14 protein-coding genes are annotated in these 13,358 nt (G+C 64.1%); 8 read left to right on the forward strand and 6 right to left on the reverse strand.

The genetic code is table 11. From position 1 onward, the window contains the following. Positions 1 to 61 precede the first annotated feature (61 nt). The 8 genes from G3574_RS06430 to panB are packed head-to-tail and all read left to right on the forward strand — an operon-like array spanning position 62 to position 6,207. A complete protein-coding gene (locus G3574_RS06430) occupies positions 62 to 1,147 on the forward strand; it encodes an AI-2E family transporter (protein ID WP_163961209.1) in 1,086 nt (361 codons plus the stop codon). After that, the gene (gene hda / locus G3574_RS06435; RefSeq protein ID WP_163961211.1) at positions 1,144 to 1,827 is read left to right on the forward strand and encodes a DnaA regulatory inactivator Hda; all 684 of its coding nucleotides are present in this window, start codon (positions 1,144 to 1,146) and stop codon (positions 1,825 to 1,827) included. The genes G3574_RS06430 and hda overlap by 4 nt, the downstream gene beginning before the upstream one ends. After that, entirely contained in the window at positions 1,824 to 2,495 is a 672-nt protein-coding gene (locus tag G3574_RS06440) for a histidinol-phosphatase (protein WP_163961213.1), read from the forward strand. Before hda ends, G3574_RS06440 begins: the two co-directional genes overlap by 4 nt. After that, positions 2,488 to 3,903: a polynucleotide adenylyltransferase PcnB gene (pcnB, locus tag G3574_RS06445; protein ID WP_163961215.1), complete on the forward strand. Its 1,416-nt coding sequence runs from the start codon at positions 2,488 to 2,490 to the stop codon at positions 3,901 to 3,903. Before G3574_RS06440 ends, pcnB begins: the two co-directional genes overlap by 8 nt. After that, the gene (gene folK / locus G3574_RS06450; RefSeq protein WP_163961217.1) at positions 3,900 to 4,385 is read left to right on the forward strand and encodes a 2-amino-4-hydroxy-6-hydroxymethyldihydropteridine diphosphokinase; all 486 of its coding nucleotides are present in this window, start codon (positions 3,900 to 3,902) and stop codon (positions 4,383 to 4,385) included. The genes pcnB and folK overlap by 4 nt, the downstream gene beginning before the upstream one ends. Before the next feature lie 2 nt (positions 4,386 to 4,387). Beyond that, on the forward strand, positions 4,388 to 4,735 hold the full coding sequence (locus tag G3574_RS06455; protein WP_163961219.1) for a DMT family protein: 348 nt from the start codon (positions 4,388 to 4,390) through the stop codon (positions 4,733 to 4,735). Next, entirely contained in the window at positions 4,732 to 5,373 is a 642-nt protein-coding gene (locus tag G3574_RS06460) for a deoxynucleoside kinase (protein ID WP_163961221.1), read from the forward strand. The genes G3574_RS06455 and G3574_RS06460 overlap by 4 nt, the downstream gene beginning before the upstream one ends. Before the next feature lie 3 nt (positions 5,374 to 5,376). Beyond that, positions 5,377 to 6,207, forward strand: coding sequence for a 3-methyl-2-oxobutanoate hydroxymethyltransferase (gene panB / locus G3574_RS06465; RefSeq protein WP_163961223.1), 831 nt, complete (start codon positions 5,377 to 5,379; stop codon positions 6,205 to 6,207). Positions 6,208 to 6,271: 64 nt separating this feature from the next. Here panB and can read toward each other — a convergent pair whose 3' ends face one another. From can to hemH, 6 genes are all read right to left on the reverse strand, one after another. Further along, a complete protein-coding gene (gene can, locus G3574_RS06470) occupies positions 6,272 to 6,949 on the reverse strand; it encodes a carbonate dehydratase (RefSeq protein WP_163961225.1) in 678 nt (225 codons plus the stop codon). Between the two features lie 252 nt (positions 6,950 to 7,201). Further along, a complete protein-coding gene (locus G3574_RS06475; RefSeq protein WP_235953098.1) occupies positions 7,202 to 7,837 on the reverse strand; it encodes a chalcone isomerase family protein in 636 nt (211 codons plus the stop codon). 196 nt (positions 7,838 to 8,033) lie between these two features. Beyond that, positions 8,034 to 9,167: a molecular chaperone DnaJ gene (gene dnaJ / locus G3574_RS06480; protein WP_163961227.1), complete on the reverse strand. Its 1,134-nt coding sequence runs from the start codon at positions 9,165 to 9,167 to the stop codon at positions 8,034 to 8,036. A 139-nt stretch (positions 9,168 to 9,306) separates the two neighbouring features. Further along, positions 9,307 to 11,247, reverse strand: coding sequence for a molecular chaperone DnaK (dnaK, locus tag G3574_RS06485; protein WP_163961228.1), 1,941 nt, complete (start codon positions 11,245 to 11,247; stop codon positions 9,307 to 9,309). Between the two features lie 84 nt (positions 11,248 to 11,331). Next, the gene (gene grpE, locus G3574_RS06490) at positions 11,332 to 11,892 is read right to left on the reverse strand and encodes a nucleotide exchange factor GrpE (RefSeq protein ID WP_163961373.1); all 561 of its coding nucleotides are present in this window, start codon (positions 11,890 to 11,892) and stop codon (positions 11,332 to 11,334) included. 358 nt (positions 11,893 to 12,250) lie between these two features. After that, positions 12,251 to 13,357: a ferrochelatase gene (gene hemH, locus G3574_RS06495; RefSeq protein ID WP_163961230.1), complete on the reverse strand. Its 1,107-nt coding sequence runs from the start codon at positions 13,355 to 13,357 to the stop codon at positions 12,251 to 12,253. Position 13,358 lies beyond the last annotated feature (1 nt).

Below are 13,358 nucleotides of genomic sequence, written 5' to 3' on the forward strand. Positions count from 1 at the left end.
GCCCGGGGCGCCCGGAAAAACCGCTATTTTAACAAACAGCTCCGTCCGACCCCGGGTTTCAATGCCGTTTTCTTTCAATCCCGAGCAAAAACAAACCGTCTTGTGGCTAGCCGTCGGCCTTGCGCTGGCACTGTTGCTCGTGAAGCTCGGCCCGGTGCTGGCGCCCTTCCTGGCCGCGGCCATCCTCGCCTACGCGCTCAATCCGGCAGTCGACTGGCTCTGCGCGCGCCGCCTGGGCCGCATTGCCCTGCCCCGCGCCCTCGCCGTCACGCTCGTGATGCTGGCCTTCTTCGCGAGCATCGTCGCGCTGTTCCTGATCGTCACGCCCGTGCTGCAGAAGCAGGCGCCCCTGCTGCAGGAACAGATCCCCGAATTGCTCGGACGCATGAATGCCTGGCTCGGCCCCAGGCTGCGCGACATCGGCGTGCACATCCGCCTCGACGAAACCGGCGTCAGGCGCATCGTTTCCAAGTACGTCGCCACTAGCGGCGACGAATTGTGGTCCATGGTGCTGGCATCGGCGCGGGTCGGCGGCGTGGCGCTGATCGGCTGGCTGGTGATGCTGGCGCTGGTGCCGATCGCCCTGTTCTACCTGCTGCTGGACTGGCATGGCGTGCTGGCGCGCATCACCAACCTCGTCCCGCGCCGCTGGGTGGCGAACCTCGTCAACTTGGCGCGGGAGGTCGATTCCCTGCTCGCGCAATACCTGCGCGGCCAGCTTTCGGTGATCGTGGTGCTGTGCGTGTATTATGCGTCGACGCTGGCGCTGGCCGGAGTGGACGTCGCGGTGCCGGTGGGCGTGCTGACCGGCCTGCTGATCTTCATTCCCTACATCGGCTTCGGCATCGGCTTCGTGCTGGCCCTGGTCTCGGCCATGCTGCAGTTCAACGACCTGCATGGCCTGGCGGCGGTGGCGGGCATCTATGGCGTGGGCCAGGTCATCGAGGGCTTCATCCTGACGCCCCGGCTGGTTGGCGAGCGCATCGGCCTGCACCCGCTCACCGTGATCTTCGCCCTGTTCGCCTTCGGCCAGCTGTTCGGCTTCGTCGGCGTGCTGCTGGCGCTGCCCGCATCGGCGGTGCTGGCGGTGGCGGTCAAGCACATGCGGATGCATTACATCAACAGCAGTTTCTATCGTCAGTCATGAGGCAATTACTGCTCGACCTGGGCGCGGCCAAGCCGCCTACCCTCGATTCCTTCGTCGCCGGCCAGAACGGCGAACTGCTGGACCTGCTCGCGCGTTTCGCGCAGCGGGATGGCGGCGCCCCCGGCGACCGCATCGCGTATGTCTGGGGGGAAAGCGGCGCCGGCAAGACCCACTTGTTGCGCGCCCTCGCCGCCGGCGAACGCAGCCGCTACATCGCCCCCGACGGTCCGGACAATGACTTCCGCTACTCGCCGGCGACCAGCCTCTACCTTGTGGACGATTGCGAACGGCTCTCCGCGGAACGGCAGGTCACGGTGTTCAACCTGTACAACCAGGTGCGCGACCAGGGCGGCTGGCTGGTGGCCGCCGGACCGCTGCCTCCTTCCCGCATGGCCTTGCGCGAAGACCTGCGCACCCGCCTCGGCTGGGGCCTGATCTACCAGGTGCACGGCCTGACCGACGAGGACAAGATCGCCGCCCTCGGTCGCACCGCGGCGGCACGCGGCTTGACCCTGTCGCCGGGCGTGTTACCCTATCTCATCACGCATTTCCGGCGTGACATGCAGTCCCTGTCGGCCATGCTCGACGCGCTGGACAAGTACTCGCTCGAGACGCAACGCCCGATCACGCTGCCCCTGCTGCGCGAAGTGCTGCAACTCGACTCCGACACCCGACAATGAATCTCGCTCTCTTCGATCTCGACCATACGCTGATCCCGCTCGACTCCGACTACGAATGGGGCCAGTTCCTCGTGCGCGTCGGCGCTGTCGACCCGGACGCGTTCAGCAAGCGCAATGCCGAGTTCTACGCGCAATACGAGGCCGGCACGCTCGATCCGGTGGAATACCTCGAATTCGCCCTCGGCACGCTGGCGCAGTTTCCGCGCGACCGGCTCGATGCCTGGCATGCGCAGTTCATGGCGGAGGTCGTCACGCCGAACATCCGGCCGCAGGCGCTCGACCTGGTGCAACGCCACCATGACGCCGGCGACCTGGTCGCCATCATTACCGCCACCAACAGGTTCGTGACCGCGCCCATCGCGCGGGCCTTCGGCGTGCGCAACCTGATCGCCGCCCTGCCGGAGGAAACCCGGGACGGCGAGATCACCGGCCGCCTGCTCGGCATCCCGACTTCCGGCGAAGGCAAGGTCATCCATACCCGGGAGTGGCTCGCCACTCTCGACAAGACACTCGACGGCTTCCCGCGCAGCTACTTCTACAGCGATTCGCAGAACGACATCCCGCTGCTGTCGGCGGTGACGCATCCCGTCGCAACCAATCCCAACGCCCGCCTCAAGGCGCATGCCGAGCGGCAGGGCTGGCCCATCATTTCCCTCTTCGATGATTAAAAAATTCATCCGCCGCATCCTCGGCAGAAAGGATGCCGACCTTTCCAGCCAGCAGCCAGTCGTGATCGGACCGGCGGAACACCGCATCGATCCGAAGCTGCTGTCGTCCAACGCGGTCCGCGTGACCCAGACGCTGCAGGAAAACGGCTTCAAGGCCTTCATCGTCGGCGGCGCGGTACGCGACCTCCTGCTGGGCGTCAAGCCCAAGGACTTCGACGTCGCCACCAACGCCACGCCAGAGCAGGTGCGCAAGCTGTTCCGCCGCGCCTTCATCATCGGCAAGCGCTTCCAGATCGTGCACGTGATGTTCGGCCAGGAGCTGATCGAAGTCACCACCTTCCGCGGCGCGTCGGCGGGCAATGCCCCCAAGGACGAACACGGCCGCGTGCTGCGCGACAACACCTTCGGCGAGCAGCACGAGGACGCGGTGCGGCGCGACTTCAGCATCAACGCGATGTACTACGACCCGGCGACGCAGCAGGTGCTGGACTACCACCAGGGCATCGTCGACATCCGCAACCGCACGCTGCGCATCATCGGCGTGCCCGAGGAACGCTACCGCGAAGACCCGGTGCGCCTGCTGCGCGTGGTGCGCTTCGCCGCCAAGCTGCAGTTCGACATCGATCCCGCCACGCGCGAGCCGATCAAGGTCATGGCGCCGCTGATCAACAACGTGCCGGCGGCCCGGGTGTTCGATGAAATGCTCAAGCTGCTGCTGAGCGGCCACGCGCTGGCCTGCCTGCAGCAGCTGCGCAAGGAGGGCCTGCACCATGGCCTGCTGCCGCTGCTCGACGTGGTGCTCGAACAGCCGCTCGGCGAAAAATTCGTGACTCTGGCGCTGGCCGGCACCGACAAGCGGGTCAGGGAAGGCAAGCCGGTATCGCCCGGCTTCCTGTTCGCCGCCCTGCTCTGGCACCAGGTGCTGGAAAAGTGGACCGCCTACCAGGCAGCGGGCGAGTACCCGATTCCCGCGCTGCACCTGGCCGCGGACGACGTGCTCAACGCCCAGACCGAGAAACTCGCCCTGCAGCGCAAGATCGCCTCAGACATGCGCGACATCTGGGCCATGCAGCCGCGCTTCGAGCGCCGCACCGGCAAGGCCCCGTACAAGCTGCTCGAGCACCTGCGCCTGCGCGCCGGCTATGACTTCCTCATCCTGCGCTGCGCCTCGGGCGAGCTCGATGCCGAGGTCGGCGACTGGTGGACCGACTTCATGAATGCAGACGGCGCCGCCCGCGAGGAACTCCTCAACCACAAGGCGAAGACCGAAGGCGATGCGGGCGCGCCCAGGAAGCGCCGTCGCCGCGGCGGACGCAATCGCGCCAAGGGAGGCCGCGAGGAAGGCGCCGTCGTCGAGGGCGATGCCGGTCCCTCGGACAACCGGAGCACTTCCGCCGGCGACGCATGAACCCGTCTCCCGTCACGTGCTACATCGGCATCGGCGCCAACCTCGGCGATGCCCGCGACCAGGTGTTGCGCGCCATCGGCCGCCTGGAGACACTGCCCGGCTCCACGCTGAGCGGCAGGTCCGACCTGTTCCGGACCGCGCCCGTCGACGCCGGCGGCGACGATTACGTCAATGCCGTCGTGCGAATCGAATCCACGCTTGACGCGCCGGCTCTGCTGCGGGCGCTGCAAGAAATCGAGCAGGAATTCGGCCGGGAGCGTCCCTATCCCAATGCGCCGCGCACCCTCGACCTCGACCTGCTGCTCCATGGCCAGCAGCGCATCGACACGGCCGAACTGCAGGTGCCGCATCCGCGCATGACCGAACGCGCCTTCGTGCTGATTCCCCTGCTGCAGATCGATCCTTTCCTGTCCATTCCCGGCAAGGGTCCGGCGCACGGCTTCGTGCCCGCGGTCGCCGGGCAATCCATCCGAAAAATCTGACCATGCAAATCCCTGTCATCGTGCAAACGGTCGGCATGCTGGCGATGTCGAATGTGTTCATGACCATCGCCTGGTATGGCCACCTGAAAAACCTCGAGTCCAAGCCGTGGTGGATCGCCGCCATCATCAGCTGGAGCATCGCGCTGTTCGAGTACCTGCTGCAGGTGCCCGCCAACCGCATCGGCTACACCCAGTTCAGCCTGGCGCAGCTGAAGATCATGCAGGAAGCGATCACGTTGACGGTCTTCGTTCCTTTCGCCATGATCTACATGAACCAGCCGTTCAAGCTTGATTACATCTGGGCCGCGCTCTGCCTCGTCGGCGCGGTCTACTTCATCTTTCGCGCATGAGCATCGACAAATACAAATACATCGTGGTCGAAGGACCCATCGGCGTCGGCAAGACGACGCTGGCACGCAAGCTGGGCGACAGCCTGTCTTCGCAAATGCTGCTGGAAATGCCCCAGGACAATCCCTTCCTGGAACGCTTCTACCGGGATCCGCCGCGCTACGCGCTGCCGACGCAGATGTTCTTCTTGTTCCAGCGCATGAACCAGCTGCGCGACCTGGCGCAGACTGACTTGTTCAGCACGCGCGTCATCTCCGACTTCCTGCTCGACAAGGATCCCCTGTTCGCGCGCCTGACGCTGGGCGACGACGAACTGCATCTCTACCAGCAGCTCTACGAACACCTGCGGCCGCAGGCGCCGGTGCCCGACCTGGTGATCTACCTGCAGGCCGCGCCGGAAACGCTGGTCGACCGCGTGCGCAAGCGCGGCGTGCCGATGGAAGCCGGGCTGTCGGAGGTCTACCTGCACCAGCTCTGTGAAAGTTACAGCCGATTCTTTTATCATTACGACGCCGCGCCGGTGCTGATCGTGAATACCGAGCATCTCAACCCGATCGACCGCGACGCGGATTTCAACCTGCTGCTCGGCCGCATAGCGAACATGCGCGGCAAGCGCGAGTTTTTCAATCTGGGAGAATGATCGATGGCGGGATATCTGCAGGAAGGCACATCCGCGGTACGCAGCAAGGCGGTGACGGTCACGTCGCTGCTGTCCATGCGCGCGGCCGGTGACAAGATCTCCATGCTGACCTGCTATGACGCCAGTTTCGCCGCGCTGATGGACCGCTGCGGCGTGGACGTGATGCTGGTTGGCGATTCGCTCGGCATGGTATGCCAGGGCCACACCTCGACCCTGCCGGTGACGCTGGACGACATCGCCTACCACGTGGCCTGCGTGGCGCGCGGCAACCAGACCGCCTTCCTCGTGGCGGACATGCCGTTCGGCACCTATGCCACGCGCGAGGAAGCCTACCGCAACGCCGTGCGGCTGATGCAGGCGGGCGCGCAGATGGTGAAGCTGGAAGGCGGCGAATGGCTGGCCGACACGGTCCGATTCCTGACCGAGCGCGCGGTGCCGGTCTGTGCCCACGTCGGCCTGACGCCGCAATCGGTGCACCAGTTCGGCGGCTTCAAGGTGCAAGGCAAATCGGTCGAAGCGGCCGACCGCCTGAAGGCGGATGCGCTGGCGCTGCAGGCCGCCGGCGCTTCCCTGATCGTGCTGGAAGCGATTCCTTCGGCGCTGGGCAAGGAAACGACGGACTTGCTGGCAATCCCGACCATCGGCATCGGCGCCGGTCCCGACTGCTCGGGACAGGTGCTCGTAATGCACGACATGCTCGGGGTATTCCCCGGCCGCAAGGCGCGCTTCGTGCGCAACTTCATGGATGGCCAGGCCAGCATCGAAGGCGCGGTCCGCGCCTATATCGCGGCGGTCAAGGACAAGTCCTTCCCGGCGGCGGAACACTGCTTCTGAAAACGCAAATGGGATTCCCGCGCCTTCGCGGGAATGACAGAGAGTGCATTGCAGGTTCTAACTTCTAGCCGGCGCCGTCCTGATATCGCGCCAAACTGGCCGCCATCTTCTCCGCCAATTCCTCCGTGCTGCTCACGGTCAGTCCAAGGTCGCGCAGCAACCCGTCCTGCAAGCCATAGATCCAGGAGTGGATCGTCAATTCCTGCCCGCGATACCAGGCATCCTGGACGATCGTGGTCTGGCAGACGTTGGCTACCTGCTCGAGCACGTTGAGTTCGCACATGCGGTCCTGGCGCATCTTGGTGGGCAGGGTTTCACCGAGATAGCGCTCATGCTTGAGATGCACGTCCTGCACGTGGCGCAGCCAATTGTCGGCCAGGCCGATGCGGCGGCGCGCCAGCGCGGCATGCACGCCCGAGCAGCCGTAGTGGCCGCAGACGATGATGTGCTTCACGCCCAGCACGTCGATGGCGAATTGAAGCACCGACAGGCAGTTGAGGTCGGTATGCGCAACCACGTTGGCGATGTTCCGGTGCACGAACAACTCGCCGGGCAGCAGGTTGACGATTTCATTGGCGGGCACGCGGCTGTCCGCGCATCCGATCCACAGGTATTCGGGAGATTGCTGGCTGACCAGCTTCTTGAAGAAGTCGGGGTCTTCGGCGACCATCGACGCCGCCCAGTCGCGGTTGTTGCGGAATAGCTGCTCGAGGGAAAGGGAATCTTTGCGGGGGTCGTTCATGATGTGAATGCGGAGTCGATCATCGGCTTTCCCATGGCTGGAAAAGGGGCCGACCGCAATTCTATAGAAGATTCGACATCGACAACATCGCGCAACCGCCCGCATGCCCGCGGCCAGCTGCCCCGATTCGGCGAGATGCGCCAATGAAGGCCGCCGATTCGTGGAATTGGCGGCCGAAGCCGGAATTCCGCAAGCTTTCGGCAGGCGCCGGGTTTTCACCGAGCGCCCGCTTTGTCATGCGGCGATCCGTCTTCAGTTGATGTTCGAGGATCCCGAGGGACGGTCGATGTCTTCCGGGCGCTCGCCGAGCATCAGGCGCTTGAGCTTGGTATCGACTGGCTTTTCGCCGATCCAGATCTTGAGCAAGGCATTGTAGAAGCCGATGTCCGGCAAGGGATCGGTGATGCGCTTGCCGTTCAGGTGGATCAGGGTGCCCGTGCCCGGTACCCAGTCCACGGTCAGGGCATCGCCCTTCTTCAGCTCGGGCACGGAAGCGAAGACTTCGCCGAACTTCTGCAATTGCCCGATGAATTTGGCTTTCTCGGCCTTGTCGCTGTTCTGGTAGATGCCGCTCATGAATCCCCGGCCGAGTTCTTCGTTGCTGATGTCGCGCAGCATGACGATGGTGACCCGCCGCGCGCCGGGCACGGCAAGCACGTCCGCCGTGCTGCTGCGTCTCTCGGGGAGATAAAGCCCGGCGACATAGACCTTGAAGATAGCCTTGTACCGGATGCCGGCGCCGTTCAGCTTCAGATCTTGGCCATTGATCTTCGCCGCGTCCTCCAGCTTGATGCCGGCCACGTCGATCGCCGCCTGGCCCGGCGCCATCCACATCGAACCACCGATCATCGCCGCGATGGCGATGGCCTTCCTGATGTTCATGCTCATCTTGTCTCCCCTTTTATTGTCCGCCGCGATCATTCCGTCAGGAAATTGCACGACCGTTTGATTATCAGAGGAAACCCTAGAATGAAAACTCTAAAGCGTTCGCGGCTTTGTGATTTCTCAAAAGAAAACCGTCCGGGCCGCAGGGATGCGGCGCGGACGGCTGTACACGGGGCCAGGCTCGCAGGCCGGCGCGAGCTTACTCGAAGAATTCCTTGACCTTGTCCTTCCAGGACTTGGTATGCGGATTGTGCTTCGCGCCGCCATCGGTGGTCAGCTGCTCGAATTCCTGCAGCAGGGCCTTTTGCCGGTCGGTCAGCTTGACCGGGGTTTCGACGACCACATGGGCGAACAGGTCGCCCGCATAGCCCGAGCGCACGCCCTTGATGCCCTTGCCGCGCAACCGGAAGGTCTTGCCGGACTGCGTTCCTTCGGGCAGGGTGAACGAGGCCTTGCCGTTCAGGGTCGGCACCTCGACTTCGCCGCCCAGTGCCGCCTTGGTGAACGAGATCGGGATCTCGCAATGCAGGTCGTCGCCGTCGCGCTGGAAAACCGGGTGCTGCTTGATATGGATTTCGACATACAGGTCGCCCGGCGGGCCGCCGTTCATGCCAGGCTCGCCGTTGCCGGACGAGCGGATGCGCATGCCGTCGTCGATCCCCGCGGGAATCTTGACTTCGAGCGTCTTGTTTTTCTTGACACGGCCGGCGCCGGCGCAGGTCGTGCAGGGATTGGGAATGACCTTGCCGGTGCCATGGCACTTGGGGCAGGTCTGCTGGATGCTGAAGAAGCCTTGCTGCATCCGCACCTGGCCCTGGCCGCCGCAGGTGCCGCAGGTCGTTGGCTGGGTGCCGGGCTTGGCGCCGCTGCCGTGGCAGGTTTCGCATTCGCTCCAGGACGGTACCCGGATGGTGGTATCGAAACCGTGGGCCGCCTGCTCCAGCGTGATCTCGAGGTTGTAGCGCAGGTCGGCGCCGCGATACACCTGCGGGCCGCCGCGGCCGCCCCGTCCGCCGCCGGCGCCGAAGATGTCGCCGAAGATGTCGCCGAAGGCATCGGAGAATCCGCCGAAGCCGCCCGCGCCGGCACCGCCGCCGCCCATGTTGGGATCGACGCCGGCATGGCCATAGCGGTCATAGGCTTCGCGCTTGCCCTTGTCGGAGAGCATCTCGTAGGCCTCCTTGGCCTCCTTGAACTTCTCCTCCGCGCCCTTGCTGTCCGGATTGCGGTCCGGATGGTATTTCATCGCAAGTTTGCGATAGGCCTTCTTGATGTCTTCATCGGAGGCGTTCTTTTCGACCCCGAGAGTCTCGTAATAATCTCGCTTCGCCATGTTCTAGGCATCCTGTCTTGGTTCTGCGTCGTACCGCATCATACTGTGACTGCACAAGCACAAACGCCGAACGAGATCGGGAGACCGTCGTTCGGCGTGCATCGCGACGCGCTGCTGCCGCGCCGCGATGTTCTTCTGATTACTTGTCCTTGACTTCCTTGAAGTCGGCGTCGACGACGTCTTCTTCCTTCTTGGACTCCTGACCGCCGGCGCCCGCTGCTCCGGCACCCGCTCCAGCGGCACCAGCCTGCGCCGCCTGGGCGTCAGCGTACATCTTTTCGCCCAGTTTCTGCGCGGCGGTGGTCAATGCGGCCACCTTGGCATCGATCGCGTCCTTGTCGTTGCCCTTGAGGACCTCTTCCAATTCCTTGATCGCGCCTTCGATCTTTTCCTTCTCGCCGCCGTCCAGCTTGTCGCCGTACTCGGTCAGCGCCTTGCGCGTCGAGTGAATCAGCGCGTCGCCCTGGTTGCGGGCATCGGCCAGTTCCTTGAGCTTCTTGTCCTCGTCGGCGTAGAGCTCGGCGTCCTTCACCATCTTCTGGATTTCCTCTTCCGACAAACCGGAGTTGGCCTTGATGGTGATCTTGTTTTCCTTGCCGGTGGCCTTGTCCTTCGCGCCCACGTGCAGGATGCCGTTGGCGTCGATGTCGAAGGTCACTTCGATCTGCGGCAGGCCGCGCGGCGCGGGCGGAATACCCTCGAGGTTGAACTCGCCCAGCAGCTTGTTGCCGGTCGCCATTTCACGCTCGCCCTGGAACACCTTGATGGTCACCGCCGGCTGGTTGTCGTCGGCGGTCGAGAACACCTGGCTGAACTTGGTCGGGATGGTGGTGTTCTTCTGGATCATCTTGGTCATCACGCCGCCGAGGGTTTCGATGCCCAGCGACAGCGGGGTCACGTCCAGCAGCAGCAGGTCCTTGCGGTCGCCCGACAGCACGGAACCCTGGATCGCGGCGCCGACGGCCACGGCTTCATCGGGGTTGACGTCCTTGCGCGGATCCTTGCCGAAGAATTCCTTGACCTTGTCCTGCACCTTGGGCATGCGGGTCATGCCGCCGACCAGGATCACGTCCTGGATGTCGGAGACCTTCACGCCGGCATCCTTGATGGCGGTGCGGCAGGGCTCGATGGTGCGCTCGATCAGCTCTTCCACCAGCGATTCCAGTTTGGCGCGGGTGATCTTCAGGTTCAGGTGGACCGGGGCGCCGTTCACCATCGCGATGTAGGGCTCGTTGATCTCGGTCTGCTGCGAGGAGGACAGCTCGATCTTGGCGCGCTCGGCGGAAGCCTTGATGCGCTGCAGCGCGATCGCGTCCTTCGACAGGTCGAGGCCGTTGATCTTCTTGAACTCGTCGATGATGTAGTCGATGATGCGCTGGTCGAAGTCTTCGCCGCCGAGGAAGGTGTCGCCGTTGGTGGAGAGTACTTCGAACTGCATTTCGCCGTCGACGTCCGCGATCTCGATGATGGAGACGTCGAAGGTGCCGCCGCCTAGGTCATACACGGCGATCTTGCGGTCGCCCTTGCCGGACTTGTCCAGGCCGAAGGCCAGCGCGGCCGCGGTCGGCTCGTTGATGATGCGCTTGACGTCGAGGCCGGCGATGCGGCCGGCGTCCTTGGTGGCCTGGCGCTGCGCGTCGTTGAAGTAGGCCGGCACGGTGATCACGGCTTCGGTGACTTCCTCGCCGAGATAGTCTTCGGCGGTCTTCTTCATCTTGCGCAGGACTTCGGCGGATACCTGAGGGGGCGCGAGCTTCTTGTCGCGCACGCCGACCCAGGCGTCGCCGTTGTCGGCCTTGGCGATCTGGTAGGGCATCAGGTTGATGTCCTTCTGCACTTCCTTCTCGGCAAACTTGCGGCCGATGAGGCGCTTTACCGCGTACAGGGTGTTCTTGGGGTTGGTGACGGCCTGGCGTTTCGCCGGCGCGCCGACGAGGATCTCGCCGTCGTCCTGGTAAGCCACGACGGACGGCGTCGTGCGCGAACCTTCGGAGTTTTCGATAACCTTAGGCTGGCCGTTCTCCATGACGGCGACGCAGGAGTTGGTCGTGCCGAGGTCGATGCCAATGATTTTGCCCATTTTGCGTTCCTCTAAAAAGCAGTTTTATGATGTGTTGTATGTGTGGAACAGCGCGCTAGTTTCAAGCGCTCCCTCTGTTTTTTATTACTGCGCCACCGTGACCAGCGCGGGACGCAGCAGGCGATCGGCGATCATGTAGCCCTTCTGCAGCACGGTGACGATGGTGTTGGCGTCCTGCTCGGCAGGCACCATGGAGATGGCCTGGTGCTTCATCGGGTCCAGCTTCTCGCCCGGCACCGGATTGATCTCGAGCAGGCGGTTGCGCTCGAAGGCGGCGTTGAGTTGCTTGAGCGTCATCTCCACGCCTTCCTTCAGGGACTCGACCGACGGCGTGTCCAGCTTGAGCGCCATTTCGAGGCTGTCCTTCACCGGCACGAGGGCTTCGGCGAAGTTTTCGATGGCGAACTTGTGCGCCTTCGCGATATCTTCCTGGGCACGGCGGCGAATGTTTTCCCCGTCGGCCTTGGCCCGCAGGAAGGCTTCCTGCATCTCGGTCGCCTTGGCTTCCGCGGCGGCGAGCCGCTCTTCCATGGAACGGTCCGCGTCAGGCGCCTGATGTTCGGACCCGGCGTCAGGCTGCGCCTGGCCGGCGGCCTGCTGAGCAACGTTTTCTGCTTGCTCCTGAATTTTCTCTTGGTCTTGCATCACTAAAAATCCCCTCGACAATCAATGACTTAGTGTTCGACATTGCCCCAAGTGGGGCTTGCCCTCACTTTTTCAAGGGGAATTCATGAATTTATTGCGGGCATCCTTGTGATGCCGCCATGACATGGCATCCGGGGCGCCATGGACTAAGATGAAAGCGGATGCCGGCAAGCCTGTCGTTACCTTGCCGGGCCACCCGCCTTGCCGGATGCATCATGAAACTGCAACTGATTTCCGTAGCGGTCGTCGCGTATGCCGCGCTCGTCGCCGCCGTGCTCTGCACGTCCAACTTGCTGATCAGCCTGACGCCCCTGGCGATACGCCAGTGAAGGGCCGCCAGGCGCCTGTCAAGCGAAGGCTAGCGTTCCGCCCCCAGGGCAAGGGCGTGCTCCCGGCTTGCCTGCGCGTCGCGGGCCATGCGGTCGCGCAGGCCGGGTTCGGGGCCGGTGGGCCAGCCGTGCAGGTGTTGCAGCGCAATGTCGGCCATGCCGGCAATCCAGCGCGATGACTCGTTGAGGCAAGGGATGTAATGGAATTCCTTGCCGCCCGCCACCAGGAAATCCTGTTTCACTTCCATCGCGATTTCCTCGAGCGTCTCGAGGCAGTCGCTGGTGAAGCCGGGGCAGACCACGTCGATGCGCCGCACGCCTTCCTTCGCCAGGCGGGCGACGGTGGGCGCGGTGTAGGGCTGCAGCCACTCGGCCTTGCCGAAGCGCGACTGGAAGGTGACCAGGTACTGGTCCGCAGTCAGGCCGAGGGCGGCCGCCAGCAGGCGCCCGGTCTTGTGGCATTCGCAATGGTAAGGATCGCCCAGCATCAGCGTGCGCTTGGGCACGCCATGGAAGCTCATGAGCAGCTTGTCGGGCCGGCCATTGGTCTTCCAGTGGTCGAGGATGCTGTCGCGCAGGGCGTCGATGTAGGCGGCATGGTCGTGGTAATGCTTGACCAGGCGCAGTTCGGGAATGTTGCGCACGCTGGCGTAGTGCTGGAACACCGCGTCCCAGATCGAGGCGGTGGTGGTGCCGGAATACTGCGGGTAGGCGGGCACGACCAGGATGCGGTCGCAGCCGTCGGCCTTGAGCTTGTCCAGCACGCTGTCGATGGAAGGATTGCCATAGCGCATGGCGTAGGCCACTTCCACCGCATGGCCGCGCTCGCCGAGGTAGCCGCGCAGCAGGCGCGCCTGGCGCTCGGTGTGCAGCTTGAGGGGAGAGCCTTCGGCGGTCCAGATGGAGGCGTATTTCGCCGCCGACTTGCTGGAGCGGAAAGGCAGGATGACCCCGTGCAGGATGAGGCTCCAGACCGCCCGGGGAATCTCGACCACCCGCGGATCGGACAGGAACTGCTTAAGGTAGCGGCGCACCGACGGCGTGTCGGGCGCGTCCGGCGTGCCAAGGTTGACCAGCAGGATCGCGGTCCTGGCGATGCTGCCGTGGGTGTAGTCGGGTTCGGGTTGCGGTCGCATG

The organism is Noviherbaspirillum galbum, assembly GCF_010974945.1.
Classification (GTDB): domain Bacteria; phylum Pseudomonadota; class Gammaproteobacteria; order Burkholderiales; family Burkholderiaceae_D; genus Noviherbaspirillum; species Noviherbaspirillum galbum.